At 40.2% G+C, this 17,084-nt stretch carries 16 protein-coding genes; 11 read left to right on the forward strand and 5 right to left on the reverse strand.

The window, feature by feature from the left end:
* Positions 1-550: 550 nt before the first annotated feature.
* From lolB to prs, 3 genes are read left to right on the forward strand one after another with little or no spacing between them, the layout of a single operon-like run.
* Positions 551-1,180: a lipoprotein insertase outer membrane protein LolB gene (gene lolB, locus ABE954_RS12170; RefSeq protein ID WP_042844353.1), complete on the forward strand. Its 630-nt coding sequence runs from the start codon at positions 551-553 to the stop codon at positions 1,178-1,180.
* Complete coding sequence (gene ispE, locus ABE954_RS12175; protein ID WP_048607107.1) at positions 1,177-2,052, forward strand: 4-(cytidine 5'-diphospho)-2-C-methyl-D-erythritol kinase; 876 nt, start codon at positions 1,177-1,179, stop codon at positions 2,050-2,052. Before lolB ends, ispE begins: the two co-directional genes overlap by 4 nt.
* A gap of 56 nt (positions 2,053-2,108) precedes the next feature.
* Complete coding sequence (gene prs, locus ABE954_RS12180; protein WP_042843941.1) at positions 2,109-3,056, forward strand: ribose-phosphate diphosphokinase; 948 nt, start codon at positions 2,109-2,111, stop codon at positions 3,054-3,056.
* A 274-nt stretch (positions 3,057-3,330) separates the two neighbouring features.
* Here the strand turns inward: prs and ychH are convergent, their stop codons facing one another.
* Entirely contained in the window at positions 3,331-3,603 is a 273-nt protein-coding gene (gene ychH / locus ABE954_RS12185; protein WP_034783625.1) for a stress-induced protein YchH, read from the reverse strand.
* Between the two features lie 300 nt (positions 3,604-3,903).
* Between ychH and pth the strand changes: the two genes are divergently transcribed.
* Positions 3,904-4,494 (forward strand): aminoacyl-tRNA hydrolase, encoded by a 591-nt coding sequence (gene pth / locus ABE954_RS12190; RefSeq protein WP_042843942.1) that lies wholly within the window; start codon positions 3,904-3,906, stop codon positions 4,492-4,494.
* 102 nt (positions 4,495-4,596) lie between these two features.
* Entirely contained in the window at positions 4,597-5,688 is a 1,092-nt protein-coding gene (gene ychF / locus ABE954_RS12195; RefSeq protein ID WP_042843943.1) for a redox-regulated ATPase YchF, read from the forward strand.
* A 191-nt stretch (positions 5,689-5,879) separates the two neighbouring features.
* Here ychF and ABE954_RS12200 read toward each other — a convergent pair whose 3' ends face one another.
* Positions 5,880-6,773 (reverse strand): LysR family transcriptional regulator, encoded by an 894-nt coding sequence (locus ABE954_RS12200; RefSeq protein ID WP_371025468.1) that lies wholly within the window; start codon positions 6,771-6,773, stop codon positions 5,880-5,882.
* A 124-nt stretch (positions 6,774-6,897) separates the two neighbouring features.
* Between ABE954_RS12200 and ABE954_RS12205 the strand changes: the two genes are divergently transcribed.
* Positions 6,898-8,547, forward strand: coding sequence for an alpha-keto acid decarboxylase family protein (locus ABE954_RS12205; protein ID WP_042843945.1), 1,650 nt, complete (start codon positions 6,898-6,900; stop codon positions 8,545-8,547).
* 65 nt (positions 8,548-8,612) lie between these two features.
* On the opposite strand, the gene ABE954_RS12210 is transcribed toward ABE954_RS12205, so the two are convergent.
* Positions 8,613-9,590 (reverse strand): Gfo/Idh/MocA family protein, encoded by a 978-nt coding sequence (locus ABE954_RS12210; protein WP_371025469.1) that lies wholly within the window; start codon positions 9,588-9,590, stop codon positions 8,613-8,615.
* Positions 9,591-9,643: 53 nt separating this feature from the next.
* The gene (locus tag ABE954_RS12215; protein WP_042843948.1) at positions 9,644-10,561 is read right to left on the reverse strand and encodes a LysR family transcriptional regulator; all 918 of its coding nucleotides are present in this window, start codon (positions 10,559-10,561) and stop codon (positions 9,644-9,646) included.
* Between the two features lie 112 nt (positions 10,562-10,673).
* Here ABE954_RS12215 and ABE954_RS12220 point away from each other — a divergent pair, with 112 nt between their 5' ends.
* The 5 genes from ABE954_RS12220 (at position 10,674) to ABE954_RS12240 (ending at position 15,841) form a co-directional block, all read left to right on the forward strand.
* Positions 10,674-11,150 carry a DMT family transporter gene (locus ABE954_RS12220; protein WP_371025470.1) on the forward strand — a complete coding sequence of 159 codons (477 nt, stop codon included), beginning with the start codon at positions 10,674-10,676 and terminating at the stop codon, positions 11,148-11,150.
* A 4-nt stretch (positions 11,151-11,154) separates the two neighbouring features.
* A complete protein-coding gene (locus ABE954_RS12225) occupies positions 11,155-11,583 on the forward strand; it encodes a DMT family transporter (protein ID WP_210814140.1) in 429 nt (142 codons plus the stop codon).
* Positions 11,584-11,851: 268 nt separating this feature from the next.
* Positions 11,852-12,574 (forward strand): IclR family transcriptional regulator, encoded by a 723-nt coding sequence (locus tag ABE954_RS12230; RefSeq protein WP_206227187.1) that lies wholly within the window; start codon positions 11,852-11,854, stop codon positions 12,572-12,574.
* A gap of 26 nt (positions 12,575-12,600) precedes the next feature.
* Complete coding sequence (locus ABE954_RS12235) at positions 12,601-14,016, forward strand: YfcC family protein (RefSeq protein ID WP_226619084.1); 1,416 nt, start codon at positions 12,601-12,603, stop codon at positions 14,014-14,016.
* 10 nt (positions 14,017-14,026) lie between these two features.
* Positions 14,027-15,841 (forward strand): CocE/NonD family hydrolase, encoded by a 1,815-nt coding sequence (locus ABE954_RS12240; RefSeq protein ID WP_166686481.1) that lies wholly within the window; start codon positions 14,027-14,029, stop codon positions 15,839-15,841.
* An 82-nt stretch (positions 15,842-15,923) separates the two neighbouring features.
* Here the strand turns inward: ABE954_RS12240 and ABE954_RS12245 are convergent, their stop codons facing one another.
* Positions 15,924-17,069, reverse strand: a complete 1,146-nt coding sequence (locus ABE954_RS12245; protein ID WP_210846814.1) for an ABC transporter substrate-binding protein — start codon at positions 17,067-17,069, stop codon at positions 15,924-15,926.
* Between the last annotated feature and the right edge of the window lie 15 nt (positions 17,070-17,084).

The following is a 17,084-nucleotide window of genomic DNA, read 5'->3' on the forward strand; positions in this document are numbered from 1 at the left end:
AGTACTGTTATTTATATTTTTCTATTGTAAATGATCCGCGCCCCTCTTTCTACGGTTTGCAAAGCGCTAACCCTCAGAAAGATGACCAACACCAAAAAATAAACCAAAAAAATGGCTTTCAATGGCTGTTTTTACAGGTTAAAGCTGATATCGGTTTTATAATTTATTTATATATCGTTACCAATTATCAGCCACATCATTATTAACTACAATAAGATGCATAAAGAATGCAATTATTTCGCACAGAAAGCAAACGCTGGCTGTTTGCCGTTACTTTTCCTACATAGTAAATTAAATAATAGGAATCTGATTGATTGGTTAGCAATTTTAGCGCACTATTTTTCTTATTATTACACTATGTTATCTGCATGTAATGGGGAATGTTCTATTGATATTAGCTCGCTATCCTATTTATCATCTAGACCATTAAGTGACTCCGACAACACAAAACCGCTAAACTAGCTCAATGCCAGTAACTCAATGGATGCTGCTATCGGCACCGAATACAACTTTGAGATTTGATATGCAATTAACCCAAATGTTACCCTTTATTCGTCCCAATGTCCGTTTGCTACGCTTGTTCCCGCTGTCTTGCCTGCTCCTTACTGCTTGCGTGACAACGTCACAAAACACCACTAAAGGGACTAGCTCTGCTACAGATAGCCAGTGGAAAGCCCATCAACAAGAATTAAGCCAATTACGTGATTACCAAACACGCGGGTCATTCGCTTATAATGGTGGCGAAACCAAAACTTACGCTAAGTTTTTCTGGCAACAATATACCCCTGAAAAGTACCGTCTTTTACTCACTAACCCATTGGGGAGTCGTGAACTTGAGCTAACTGTTGAACCTGATTTAGCACGTTTAACGACCAAAGACGGGCAAACACATATGAGTGATGTCCCTAACGAGTTAATTTATCAGTTGACTGGGATGGAAATCCCCATCGATGACTTAACAGCTTGGCTGACTGGCTCTCCAGGCCGTGCCACAGATTTTACCTTAGATGAAAACCACCTCTTAAAAAGTGTCATTTTTGAAAATAATGGTGAAAAATGGCAACTTAATTATATCTCTTATGACAGCAAAACATCCCCGATGCTGCCAAATTACCTTGAACTACGCCAAGGTGATAGGTTAATTAAATTGAAAATGGATAGCTGGACACTGAAAAAATGACATTAACATGGCCCTCTCCTGCAAAATTGAATCTTTTTTTATATATTACTGGCCAGCGCTCTGATGGCTACCATGAGTTGCAAACTTTATTTCAATTTGTGGATTACGGCGATGAAATCACCGTCACAACTCGTCAAGATGACCAGCTAAATTTATTGACAGAGATGGCGGGCGTCCCTGCCGATAAAAATTTAATTTTACGTGCGGCAAAACTGCTACAAACATACTGTCGACAAGTATTACAGTATTCTGGCCCGTTAGGCGCAGACCTTTCTATCCATAAAATATTACCAATGGGCGGTGGTATTGGTGGCGGCTCATCTAACGCTGCTACCACCTTAATTGCACTTAATGAGCACTGGGGGACTCAAGTTACTGATGAAACTCTGGCTGAACTTGGGGCAACATTGGGTGCAGATGTCCCTGTATTTGTTCGTGGTCATGCTGCTTTCGCTGAAGGCATAGGTGAAATTTTAACCAAAGCTTCCCCCAAAGAGAAATGGTATTTAGTCGCCCACCCCGGAATTGAAATATCAACCCCGATGATCTTCACAGATCCGCAATTAAATCGAAATTCTCCAAAACGCTCCCTAGCCGCATTATTACTGGCTCCGTACGCTAATGACTGCGAACCAATCGCAAGAAAACGTTTTCGTGAGGTTGAACAGCTTGTTTCTTGGCTGTTAGAATATGCTCCGTCTCGCCTGACAGGAACAGGCGCATGTGTTTTTTCTGAATTTGAAACACAAGCGGATGCCCTACAGGTGTTAAATCAAGCCCCATCGTGGGTGCAAGGGTTCGTAGCTCAAGGAGTTAATGTTTCCCCTCTGCACAAATTCCGCGCTGGGATAACCCGTGTATTGCACCAATAAGCACTGTCGCTATTGGTCAACAATATCTCTCTGGACGCAAGCCTGAGGTTTTTCTCGTGCCCGATATGAAGCTTTTTGCTGGTAACGCTACACCGGAACTAGCACAACGTGTTGCTAACCGCCTTTACACTAATCTTGGAGACGCGGCTGTTGGTCGTTTTAGCGACGGCGAAGTCAGTGTTCAAATTAATGAAAATGTTCGCGGTGGTGATATTTTTATCATCCAGTCAACTTGTGCACCAACCAATGATAACCTGATGGAACTGGTTGTTATGGTCGATGCCCTACGCCGTGCTTCTGCTGGTCGTATTACCGCTGTTATCCCTTACTTCGGTTATGCAAGACAGGATCGTCGCGTACGTTCTGCCCGTGTACCAATCACCGCTAAAGTTGTTGCCGATTTTCTGTCAAGTGTAGGTGTAGACCGTGTTCTCACTGTCGATTTACACGCAGAGCAGATCCAGGGCTTCTTTGATGTTCCTGTTGATAACGTATTTGGTAGTCCTATCCTTCTGGAAGATATGCTACAGAAAGATTTGGAAAACCCAATCGTTGTATCCCCAGACATCGGCGGCGTGGTACGTGCTAGGGCTATCGCAAAACTCCTGAATGACACTGATATGGCAATTATTGACAAACGTCGTCCTCGTGCAAACGTTTCTCAAGTTATGCATATCATTGGTGATGTTTCAGGTCGTGACTGCATCTTAGTTGACGATATGATTGATACCGGTGGAACTCTGTGTAAAGCAGCTGAAGCACTGAAAGAACGTGGTGCAAAACGTGTGTTCGCATACGCTACTCACCCAATTTTCTCAGGTAATGCTGTAGACAACATCAAAAATTCAGTCATTGATGAAGTCATTGTTTGTGACACTATCCCTCTTTCACCTGAAATTAAAGCGCTGAGCAATGTTCGTACTTTAACACTTTCAGGTATGTTGGCTGAAGCAATTCGTCGTATTAGCAACGAAGAATCAATTTCAGCGATGTTTGAGCACTAATTCCCGTTAGCTGGTTTTTAGCGTTCTGACAACGATTAAATGTCACCACAAAAATACAAGCCCCTACAGAAATAACTGTAGGGGCTTTATGATTTTAGAAAGAAAATAAACTATAGATACCTATTTCTATGACGCCTTAAGCCATAAAAATAACCAACTTACTCAAAAAACAAAAAGTTTTTGTGACATTACACTTGCAAGAGTGAAACTCACCTGACTTCCACTCTCACCTAGCCGTTAATAACATCAACACGCCCTATAAACTAGTCACTATTTATGGATAACGGTGATTATCCCTACGTGAATGATAATGGCGTTTTAACAACCAATAACGGTCTGCAACTTTTTCTCGGCCACCGACTCTCGCACCCGTAAGCCAAACAATAGCACCGATGAAAATACCAAACAGGGAACCATTAGTAACAAGCTCAGAAAGATTGAGATTAACAATATGAGAGAATAAGTTGATGCCTATGCTCCCTATCATTAAAACCATCCCTATTCCCATAAGAACATTACCAAGAAGATGAGCGCTTTTCCGTTTCATATATACCTCCAGTACCAGTAAACTGATAAGTAAGCATGTGTAAAAAAATTCGGTAATACTTTATATTTATGTAATGATTATAGTGCATTAAGTAAAATTTTTTGCGATGAGCATCACAAGAAAGGAAGTTAGCTAGGATTTCTACACAAAAAATGCTTTTTATCAAAAAAATAGAAAATCCGAATAATTTATAGCGTAACTATACTTAGGGTAATTTTACCCATGACAATTTTGTACATCTCCCATTTCTCAAGGTAAACTAGCGTATTACTTCCATAAACTGACAGTGAAATAGTCGCCGTGAGCAAAATTAAATTAATTGTTGGACTTGCAAATCCAGGTGCGGAATATGCACAAACACGTCACAACGCAGGGGCATGGTATGTCGATTTACTGGCCGAGCGCCATAATCAACCGTTAAAAGAAGAAGCTAAGTTTTTCGGTTATACCGCACGTATAAACATGGCTGGCAATGATATTCGCTTATTAGTTCCAACCACATTTATGAATCTTAGCGGTAAATCCGTTGCGGCCATCGCTAATTTTTATCGTATTAACCTTGATGAAATTTTAGTCGCCCATGATGAACTCGACTTGCCACCCGGCGTAGCGAAAATGAAATTAGGCGGCAGTAATGGCGGCCATAACGGTTTAAAGGATATTCAAAGTAAATTTGCCAATAACCCTAACTTTTACCGTTTACGTATTGGTATTGGGCACCCCGGTGATAAAAACAAAGTTGTTGGCTTTGTGCTCGGTAAGCCCCCGCTTTCTGAACAAAAGCTCATTGATGACGCTATTGATGAAGCAACAAGATGCACTGATATTCTACTTACAGATGGAATGGATAAAGCAATAAATAGGCTCCATAGCTTTAAAGCCTCCGCATAAGAGTTCATTTCATCAAAATCAACTTTTTGTGTATAATCAGCGCCAATTTCTAAACATTAGGTGCAGCATACGTCTGCCCCTTGCTATTAAGGTGAGAAACATATGGGTTTTAAATGCGGTATCGTTGGTCTACCTAACGTGGGTAAATCCACCCTATTCAATGCATTGACCAAAGCCGGCATCGAAGCAGCCAACTTTCCTTTCTGTACAATTGAACCCAATACGGGTGTTGTACCAATGCCAGACCCACGTCTTGAGCAATTAGCTGAGATTGTAAAGCCACAACGTATTTTACCAACCACTATGGAATTTGTGGATATTGCGGGCTTAGTGAAAGGCGCATCCAAAGGTGAAGGCCTAGGTAACCAGTTTTTAACTAATATTCGTGAAACTGAAGCTATCGGTCATGTCGTCCGTTGTTTTGAAAATGACAATATTATTCACGTTGCAGGTCAAGTTAACCCAGCAGAAGATATTGAAGTCATTAATACAGAGCTAGCATTAGCCGATCTCGATACCTGCGAGCGTGCTATTCACCGTGTACAAAAACGGGCTAAAGGTGGCGATAAAGACGCAAAAGCAGAATTAGAAGCTTTAGAAAAATGCTTGCCACATCTTGAGCAAGCCGGCATGTTACGCACTTTAGACTTATCAGCGGAAGATAAAGCCGCAATCCGTTATTTAAGCTTTTTAACATTAAAACCAACCATGTACATTGCTAACGTCAATGAAGATGGCTTTGAGAATAACCCTTTCTTAGATGTCGTTTATAAAATTGCTGAAGCGGAAGGTTCTGTCGTTGTTCCAGTTTGTGCGGCGATTGAGTCTGATATTGCCGAACTGGAAGATGAAGAACGTGATGAGTTTATGGCAGATTTAGGCATCGAAGAACCCGGTCTTAACCGCGTTATTCGCGCAGGATATGAATTGTTAAACTTGCAAACTTATTTCACGGCGGGTGTCAAAGAAGTACGTGCATGGACTATTCCTGTCGGAGCAACAGCCCCACAAGCAGCAGGTAAAATTCATACTGACTTCGAAAAAGGCTTTATCCGCGCACAAACTATCGCTTTTGATGATTTTATTCAATATCGCGGCGAACAAGGTGCTAAAGAAGCAGGTAAAATGCGCGCTGAAGGTAAAGATTATATCGTTAAAGACGGCGATGTACTTAACTTCCTGTTTAATGTGTAAACTACCACTTTAGTCTCACACTAATGCATTTTATTATCTAATAGTGTAAAGCGCATAAAACCTATGGGCTTTACACTTTTTATTTCACTTGAACATCAATATTTCTATAAAACCAAATGCCTCAATGCATTTAAACCCGCCCCTACTTGCTTCGTCCTGCATCGTATTTTTTAGTAATAAACACCAGGAATCTAGTGACTTTGGTCTTTAAGCATCTCTACCGCCAAATCATGCCATAGTTTTACACGGCGGTTTTGGTGGCTGCTTTTTAATGTTGCTAAGGCTAAGTCATAAGACAGTACAGGCTCAATCACCGAAATGGCAGATAACCCTTTCGAATTGCTTTTATTCCACATGCTATCAGGAAGCAATGTCACCCCAACCCCAGCTTTAACCATTGCAGTAACCAAATCTAGGTGGTGACTACGTCCTGCAATTATTGGTTGCTTACCATAAATACCACATGCACTAATAACTAATTCATTAATTAAAAAATCATCTGAAAAGAAAATGAAAGGCTCATTCACTAATTCACTAAACTTGACCGTTTCTTTCTCAAACAATGCATGCTGTTCATTCACTAAGAGTACCAAGCGGTCAGTTGCAAAAATATGTAAATCATAGTCCTCATTGTCAAATGGCAGCATAACGGCAGCAGTTTCCACGTCTCCATTTAATAGTGCATCCATCATTTTACGTGTGCCTAACTCATGAATTTTCAACTCAATATCAGGGTAACTCTGGCTAAATTTCATGATTATGTCAGCAAAATATGTAGAAGCAATAACTGGGGGTAAACCCACATGTAAGATACCTGCTAATGGTCCTGACCTCTCTTTCAGTGATTTTTTCATATTGTTAAAAAGTTCAAGTAATTGCACCCCGTAACGGTACAGAATTTCGCCTTCATCAGTCAGCTTAACCCCATCAGGTGCCCTCACTAATAAAATATAACCAAGCTCCTGCTCCAACTTTTGAATACTTCGACTGATTGCCGGTTGTGTAATAAATAAGCTTTTCGCCGCTCGGCTGAACCCATTAAGTTGTACAACCTCTACAAAATATCGTATTGCGCGTACGTCCATTTCTTCACCTATTACTTTTAGTTATAGCTACGATGATTATATGTGATTTCCAAATAAGAGAATTATGCACTAGAAATAATATAAAGCAGAAGATTTGTCTAATATAATTACTAGGAGCAATATAATGAGTAAGACAGTCATTGAACATGTTCTGAGCCGCTTAAACGAAATTGGAATTTGTGACATTTTTGGTGTTGCTGGTGACTACGCCTTCCCAATTGAAGATGCAGTTTGTGAAAGTAAAAATATGCGTTGGATAGGCAATTGCAACGAATTAAACGCCTCATATGCAGCAGACGGCTATGCGCGGACAAAGGGTGCCGCCGCACTGTCTACAACCTTTGGTGTGGGCGAACTGAGCGCATTAAATGGTATTGCCGGTTCTTATGCTGAAAACCTTGCTATTTTCCACCTTGTAGGGATGCCAGCAAGCGGCGTGCAGAAAAAACATCGCTTAGTTCACCATTCTCTTGGTAATGGTGATTTTGATGTTTTTTATCAAATGAGCCAACATTTAAGCTGTGCTCATGCCATTTTAACACCTGAAAACTGTATAGCAGAAACCGAACGTTTAATCACGACAGCCTTACATGAGCGGCGCCCTGTTTACCTAGGTTTTCCCTCTGACTACGCAGTCATGCCTGTCATCGCAGATGAAAACACTGAAACAATCACTATACATAAAAGTAATGATGAGTCACTATCAGCTGCAGTAACCGCTATCATAGAAAAACTCAATTCAAGCTCACAAGCCTGCGTTATTCCCGGTATTTTAACGGCTCGACTCGGCTTAGCTGACGATGTTCAAACTATTATCAATAAAACAGGGCTTCCTTATGCAACCATGTTTATGGATAAAGCTATTTTAAGTGAGTCTAATCCGAGCTATATGGGGATTTATAATGGCCAATTAATGAACCATGCTGTCGCTGAATTTGTTGAAAATTGTGACTGTATTTTAGGTATAGGGGCTGTATTAACTGATTTTAATTCAGGGAGTTTTACCGCAACTGTTAAAGTGGAAAACTGGATTAATATTCTAGCAGACCATGTCAAAATAGGCTCTGCCGTTTATCCACAAGTTTATATGAAAGACGTGCTTAGCGAACTGAAAAGGCTAGCCCCATCATTAAACCATCGAGGCATCACAGCACAAGGGCTCGGAGAACCAATTCAAAATCAACAAGGGAAAATTACCGCCGCCTACCTCTATCCACGCCTAGAAAAAATGTTTAAAAAGGATGATATTATTATTACGGAAACAGGCACCGCTTCCATGGGCTTAGGTTTCGCCTTATTACCTGAAAATGCTCAGGTCTATAACCAGACTCTATGGGGTTCGATTGGCTGGGCGACCCCCGCTGCCTTTGGCGCGGCCATCGCTGCACCACAGCGACGTGTTATTCTAGTCACAGGGGAAGGTTCACACCAATTGACAGTACAAGAAATTAGTCAGTTTGCCCGTTTTGGTTTAAAACCCATTATTTTTGTACTCAATAATGATGGTTACCTAATTGAGCGCTTACTCTGTAAAAACCCTGAAGCTTATTACAATGATATAGCTCAATGGAATTATGCACAATTACCCGCAGCACTGGGGTGTACAAATTGGTATTGCCAGAGAGTCACTGATTGTAACGAGCTAGATGCCGCAATAAAAGCAGCAGAGTTATCAGACAATGCTGCTTATATAGAGATCGTTATGGATAGGTATGCCGCATCTGAACTCGCACAAAAACTCGGTGATTCTATTGCTTCATTATATTCGTTTTAAACCAGAGTGTTCGGTACCCTCGGTGTTTTCATACACCGAGGTATAAAAAGCAACCTAAAAGTAGGTTACTCAAATACTAAGCCTACATCATGTTTTGATTGACTCAGTATCTTCGAGACGGTTAATGCCAATTCTAGCAATTCTTGGCTAGTCGTTAATTTATTGGAGGCAATCTGATCACGAAAGAACGCAAATTCGTAAACCATATGATTAATTGCCCTATCCCGAGAAATCGTTGTGATGTCCCCATCAATACACACCTCAACTGATTCACAAAGACTCGGTGCGCCAATAACACGAATATAGCCTTTCGTCCCTTGAATAATAAAATAACCTGGACTTGCTGAATCTTTAGCGCCAACACAAGTAGCTACCGCAGTAGAAAAATAGGCCGTTAATACACCTGAAGTATCAATCCCATTATACCCTTTGTTGCAAATATATTGGCTTTTCTCTGGAGCCCCCAATAATGCGGATAACAGATAAATATTATAAAGGTTGATATCATACAGTGCTCCACCTGCTTGTTTGGGGTCAAATGCAGCATGAATATGGCCTTGTAAATAATCATTATATCGGCTTGAATATTGTGAATAATTACCTTGAATTATTTTTATTTCGCCTATTTTATCAATATATTGCTTAATAAAATGAAATTCAGGTGTGTGTATTGATGTAATAGCTTCGAATAGATATAAACCTTTTTGACGTGATAAAGAAATTAACTCCTGCAACTGTTCCCAATCTGGCGTGAAAGGTTTCTCACAAATAACATGCTTATTTGCCATCAACGCATCATAGGTATATTTGTAATGCAGATGATTTGGAAGCCCAATATATACAACATCAATATCCGGCTGTTGTAAGAGTTTTTCGTAATCCGTATACAAGCTAGCTATATCAAATTGTTGACAGATTGACTCCCCCTTTTCAATACTTTCAGCCCTAACACATAATGCGGCCAATTCTACCCCTTGCACCTGCGTTAGCGCATCAAGAGCCATCATGATTATTTTACCTGAACCAATCAGCGCTATTTTCATCTACGTTACCTATATAAGAAGAGTAAATTTTATTCTGCCACAGAGCATCACAATTAAGAAATCCCTTCGATTAATTTTTGATACTGACTCCCCGTTCCAAACTGTTCAATTAAAAACTCGGTAAATGCTGAGACTTTTCGTGGTAAGTATTCTTTTGCAGGATATACCGCATAGATATTGTGCTCAGGTAATTGATAATTCCCCAATAAAGGAACTAATTGATGGTTACTGTCACCTATAGCCGTAATGAAATAAGGTAACAATGCGATACCTATATCCGCTAATACGGCTTGGATTAGTGCCTGACTATTATTGGCACGAAAAGACCCTTTTGGTATATGGCTATATTTTTTCCCTTTTTGGTAAAATACCCACTCTTGCCCTGCTTGGTAAAATGAATAGCACAAACAATTATACCCTTTAAGATCGGCGACTTTTTGGGGAGAACCATATTTCGCCAGATAAGATTTCGATGCATACAGCCGACTATGGCAAGGGGATAATTTACGCGCAATTAAGGACGAATCAGGCAACTCACCAATACGAATAGCTAGGTCATATCCCTCACTAATTAAATCTACTACTTTATCATTAAAAGATAACTCAACATTAAGCTCAGGGTATCTTTGCATAAACTGGGGGAGAACTTTAGCTAAGTGTAAAGTACCAAAAGACATTGGAGCTGAAACCCTCAGAGTTCCTGTTATTTTATCACTAAATTTAGCGGCAATATCATCTGCCATAACCGCGAATTGATAAGATTGTCGAATATAACGAATATATACAGCCCCCGCTTCCGTCAAACTTACCGTTCGAGTAGTACGATGGAAAAGTTTTATTCCCAGTTTGTCTTCGACGATTTGAATTGTTTTACTTACCGCCGATTTAGTCATATTTAATGAATTTGCCGCTTTAGTCAGACTTAAACTATCAGCCACTGCAATCAAAACTGGAAATGCATTCATATCCATAGATACCCCATTGTCAACCAAAAGGAAACAGTGTGTTTTCTTGATACCAAAGAAAAAACAGCATACCTTATCGCTACAGAAATACAATGTTTACGCGATAAGACATATCATTATGAAAAATAAATATATTCTATCTTTTCTTGCCTTAGCCTCTGGGGTTTTACTGTCAATGATGATCATGGCAAATAGTTACCTAGCCCGCTTTACAACACCATTGACAGCATCATGGCTTACTCATGGCATCGGAACATTATTTTCACTCGTTATTTATTTTTTTTACTTACAAAAAAGGAAACAACAAGTAAGAAAACAACAAGTTCAGCCACAAGCCATAAAAAAAGGGAAAATGATTTGGTATTTAGGTGGTATTCCTGGAGGCTTTACCGTTTTATTGGCAGCAATAACCGTTAATAGCCCACTATCACTTGCGGGAAGCATTATTTTAATGATCACCGGCCAAATTATATTCGGTTTATTAGTAGACGCTATGGGCTGGTTTGGTGTGATAAAACGTAAAATTACAGTTAGTGACTTTCTGATGTGTACATTATTAATAACAGGCTGCAGCTTGTTAATTATAGGAAAATAATAAAATGAGTATATATATTTTTATCGCATTACTAAATGGTATTTGTATTGTCATTAGCCGCACATTAAATGGCAAATTAGCTCAACAACATAATGCGTTCTACAGTTCACTAATCAACCACTTTGTTGGTTTTTTGTTTCTCACTATCATGGTGCTCATTTTTAAAATATACCTGTTTAATTTCAATGAGATCCCGTTAGTTGCATTCATTGGCGGTATCATTGGTGCATTTTTTGTTATCATTAATAGCTATGTTCTACCATTGCTTGGTGTCATGCTCACCTCAATACTGGCTATTTGCGGCCAAATGATTTCAAGCTTAGTGATTGACCTTGTAAATGGCGCACATAGTCAAAATGTCTACTTACAATTAATAGGCGTTGTATTAATTATTGGTGGTGTATCCATTCATTTTATCAGGCGAACCAATTAAATTACTTTTTAAGGTTTTTTATCTCTGTTTATTTTGTTTTTTACTTGAATAGCCATCCGCTTTCTTTATTTGCCAAATAGAAATTAACCAATTGTTTTATATAAAAAATCAATTATTAAATACGCTTTCTAACACGCTAAATTCATTTTCAAAAACCTAATCCACCTCACAATTTATTAACAACTCTCTTGAATCATTTTTAGTTATTCCCCATGCTAATTTTATTATATAAACCAGTGGTTTACTGTACAAACCAAGTGAGGCAATCATGAAAGACAATATTGTGACGGCTGTTGATGATGCTTTATTACTGATGATGTTATTAGGTGAGAAAAATAACCTTGGATTAAGTGAGCTAGCTCGCTTATCTGGAATGAATAAATCTAAAGTATACAGGCTATTATGCACATTGGAGCATCGTGATTTTGTACAAAAAAATGATAACCCTGTTACCTATCATTTGGGTCATCAATTATTAAGCTTAGGAAATTGTGCTCGCCAGCAAATCAACTATATCCAAGTAGCTGATATTGAAGCTGAACATCTACGCCAACTTTTTGATGAAAACATTCAACTGCGTATACGTGATCACAATGAAATTTTGCAAGTTCTTCATAAAGCTTCAGGGCAGTCACTACAAGTTCGCAGTGAAGCTGGTAACCGCCGCCCACTCGGTTCAGGTGCCTCAGGAAGAGTATTACTCGCCTATGCTCCTACCACTGTGCAGGCGCCCTTTGTTGAAAAAAATGCCTCCCTGACCAAATCCCTTGACGAAATACGGGCACGGGGTTTCGCCATTACACGCGGGGAATTAACGGCGGGAATAGGTGCTATTGCCGCCCCTATTTTTTCTCAACAGGGCGAATGCATTGCAGCACTCAGTATCAGCCTTCCTCTTAGCCGCTTTTCTGATGAAAAAGAACACAATATGACGGAGCAATTACTCCAAGCGACTCAACGTATTTCGAGGCAACTCGGTTACCACTTATAATTAATACAATAAAAGAGATAACACCCATGCAACCAACACAAACCACAATACACAGCCCATCACCATCTCCTGGCTGGCAAATGAACCCCGTTTTAGTGATGTTAACCATTGTTATTATTGCTTTTTTAATGACTTACTTTGTTAATTCAGGGCAGTATGAACGTGAGGGTAAAAAGGTCATTCCAGGTTCCTACCAAACCATCACAAAACAAGTAACTGTTGACCAAGTATTGGGAATAGAAAAACCGGCTGAAAATGAAGCGGCTCCTGTCAGCCTACTTCAGCTATTCAAAGCCATTCCTGAAGGAATTATTAAACAATCCCCACTTATTTATATGGTGCTATTTATTGGTGGCATGTTTGGTATTCTCAATAAAACAGGCGCGATTGAGTCAGGTTTAGAAAGGTTGCTGCATGTCACTCGTGGCAATATTTACCTCTTAATCCCTTTTTTAATGATTGTTTTTTCTATGGGTAGTACCTTTATGGGGTTAGCTAAAGAGTATCTTTTAGTGATCCCGATGGTTATTGCCTTAATGAAGCGTGTCGGGCTTAATGAGCTCATCGGTCTTGCTATTGTCGCTATCGCTGTCAAAGTGGGTTATTTGGCATCAATTACTAACCCATATGCCTTATCTATTGCACAACCGCTCGTTGGCTTACCTGTGTTTAGCGGCCTCAGTATGCGGGTTGCAGCCTACTTTGTGTTTATTACTTTAGGGATCTTATTTGTTTTCTATAGCATTCGTAAGACAACATTAACTTCTTATGTTGTCGAAGAACATGTCCAATCAAGTCAGTTAACCCGCCGCCATAAACTCATGCTCATTGTTTTAGCGATTGGCGTGGCATTTTTAGTTTATGCGTCTAATCGCTGGCATTGGAAAAATAATGATTTATCTGCTTATTATTTATTTTTAAGTGTCATTCTCACTTTTTGTAGCGGCTTAACCGCCAGTGCAGCGGCGGATGCCTTTGTCAGCGGGATGAAAAAAGTGCTGATTGCTGGTGTCTTAATTGGCCTAGCTACCGCCGTTGAAATTATTCTTTCACAAGGGAAAATTCTCGATACCATTATTCATCAACTAGTTGGTTTAGTTGGCGACCATGGTGCTTATATCTCGTCATATAGCATGTTCCTTTCGCAGTTATTACTGGATGTCGCCATCCCTTCCACATCAGGTCAAGCCGCCGTTACTATGCCAATTTTAGGTCCAGTTGGGGAAATTTCAGGCGTTTCGCCACAAACAACCGTCTTTGCGTTTTTAATGGGCAATGGATTAACCAATATGATCACACCAACATCCAGTGGGCTACTCATCTTCTTAGCTACCGCAGGGGTAAGTTGGACGACATGGGCAAAATACATTTTTCCTCTATTTTTAATTTTTATGGCAGTCGGAATTGGCTTATTAACCATAGCAGTAACCATAGGGTATTAGCAGGATGGATATGAAGAATTACCGCGTAACAATGCGCGATGGGATCACGCTTTCTACTGATGTTTATTTTCCTCAGGGAAAATTATCAGCAGCTTACCCAGTTATTATTGAGCGTACACCTTACGATAAAACTGCACCTTCACGCTCAGAAAAAACGGCTTCTGGACATCAAATTACACGCCAAGAGATGGCCCAGTATTTCGTTAACCACGGGTTTATTGTGATATTTCAAGATTGCCGTGGGCGCTATGACTCTGAAGGAGTATTCACTAAATACATTAATGAAGCCGAGGATGGTTTCGACACATTACAATGGATCATGGAACAACCTTGGAGCAATAAGAAAATAGGTTCAATGGGCCTCTCATATGCCGCACACACGCAATTGGCAATGGCTTGTTTGAACCCTCCAGGTTTGCTAACTATGGTGTTAGATTCCGGCGGTTTTGCCAATGCCTTTCAGTGTGGGATCCGCCAAGGAGGCGCATTTGAACTTAAACAAGCTACTTGGGCATTTAAGCAAGCAAAATTAAGTCCATTAGCGCAACAATCGGCTAAAATAGCAGCAGCACTTGAGCAAGAAAATATTCATGATTGGTTTGCTGCAATGCCATGGCATCAAGGACATACCTTACTAAAACATGTCCCTGAATATGAATCCTACTTGTTTGAGCAGTGGGAAGAAGAGTGTTTTACAGATTATTGGCAGAAAATAGGCATTTATGCGGAAGGATATTATGACCAGATACCTGATATCCCAGTACTATTCATGTCCAGCTGGTATGATGCCTATGTCAGTTCCACATTAGATAATTACCGTGCATTTGTCACCAAGAAACAATCCCCGCAAAAATTAATCATGGGGCCTTGGTTACATGGGGATCGTAATATCACCCACAGTGGTGATGTCGAGTTTGGTGATATCGCAACATTTGACCGCAATGTAAGCGAAGATTGGTTATCTTGCCGTTTATCTTGGTTCCAAGAACACTTACAAGGTAATACAACTGACTGCCCCCATGAGGATGTAACTATTTTTATGATGGGGGGAGGTTCGGGTAAACGTAATACTAACGGGCGTTTAGAGCATGGTGGCCAGTGGCTAACCCATCACCAATGGCCGCTGCCCAATATTAAGCCTACAGCTTTTTATTTATGGCCCGACAATTCATTACGCCATGAAAAATACTCTGAAACAGTGACTTTATCCTATTGTTATGACCCTAAACACCCCGTCCCGACAATTGGAGGGGCTTTAACATCTGGGCAACCCATATTTTGGGGCGGTGCATTTGATCAGCGTGAATTACCGCAGTTTTTTGGTAGCAAAGGAAATAACCTCCCCCTTGCATCTCGTTCTGATGTACTGGTATTTGAAACGGAAGAATTACAAGAAGAGGTATGCTTAGCTGGGGATATTGAAGTCTCATTATGGATCAGTAGTGATGCCCTGGATACCGACTTTACAGCAAAGCTGATCGATGTTTACCCACCAAGTGATGATTACCCACAAGGGTATGCAATGAATATCACCGATGGCATCATACGTTGCCGCTTTCGTAATGGCTATGAACAAAAACAGTTACTCATACCGGAGCAAATTGTTGAAGTGAAGATAAAACCATTTGCTTGTGCTAACCGCTTTACCAAGGGCCACCGTATCCGGTTAGATATCTCAAGCAGTAATTTCCCCAAATATGATTTCAATACCAATACGGGGGAAATGATTGCAGGTGATAGGAAATTACAAGTAGCCCGCAATAACATACATATTTCGAGCGAACACCCATCAAAAATTGTATTACCTGTTATTAAACCACGTTAATCGTTTTCAATAATAGTTAATGTATTCCGTTACCTGCTTTAGTTATTTGATAACACTAAAGCAGGTAAAACATGGTCATCGCCTATTGTGCTTGTACCCAAAATACACCGTCACCATCTAGCGCGGTAAAAGTTTGGTGTAAATAGTCGCTATCGGCTTGGGGATCAAGATCCGCAAATAGCTCCGGATGGATAAACTTCGCAATCGCCTCCACTGCAATAATATTAAATGGAGTATCATAATATTGTTGATATAGTGCTAATACTTGTTTGTTTTGAAATGCCGCTAACGAACGAAACTTAGGGCGTTCCATCAGCTTGTTCAGTCGCGCTAGAGACTTTTGTTTATCCCCTGTATAACCCAATGGTACTGAAGCGCTGCCTTTACGGGTACTATCCCAATCAGCGGCTGTCATCAAATAGTAATCTGGGTTGCTGTGGATTAATTGCTCCTCACTAATTTCCCCACCCATGCCAATGCTAAACCATTGTGAACCGAGGTTATTTCCCCCTGCTGTTTCAACAAACTCACCAAAATTACCATTACCAAAGGTTTTACAACAGTAATCAACCCCTGAAATACCAGCGGCCCTTTCAATAAATACACTTGGACGTTTATCTTTATCAATCGAGGAGACCCTTGAACGAATTAACCCCAATTTTTGTTGATAAAACTGGTTAAATTCCTTCGCCTGCTGCTCCTCACCAAATACTTGCCCGAGTATCGTCATACTCGGCATAGTATTTTTAAGTGGGTATTGTCTAAAATCGATAAAAATGACAGGTAAACCGCTTTTTTCCAATAATGATAACGTCCCGCTTTCTGTTAGCTTGCTTTTCAAGCCAATATCAAAAATCAATAAATCGGGTTGAGCAACTAGCGCTTTTTCTACGCTGAAATCAGTAGTGTATGGGTTAGGAAACACAGGGATCTTTTTGAGTTCTGGGAATTTTTTGCTATATGCAACACTTAGGTCAGGTGCTTTTTTTATTAACGCGTCATCCCAAGCAATAACCCCTTTTAATGGCGTTTTTGGGTGTAGTATATTCAGTGCTACCAAGACACGGCTATCCGCTAACATTACACGGGATACTGGCACATTCACCGTGACTTCCCGACCTGCAATATCCGTGACCACAGTAGGTGCAGCCATGCTTGTAGCCGCAAAAAATAGGCTAATGACGCTAAGAATTACACCCAATTTTTTGATAGTTTGTCTACCAGTCATTGTTTTGCCTTATAT

It is taken from the genome of Providencia sp. TYF-12 (genome assembly GCF_041344805.1).
GTDB classification, from domain to species: domain Bacteria; phylum Pseudomonadota; class Gammaproteobacteria; order Enterobacterales; family Enterobacteriaceae; genus Providencia; species Providencia huashanensis.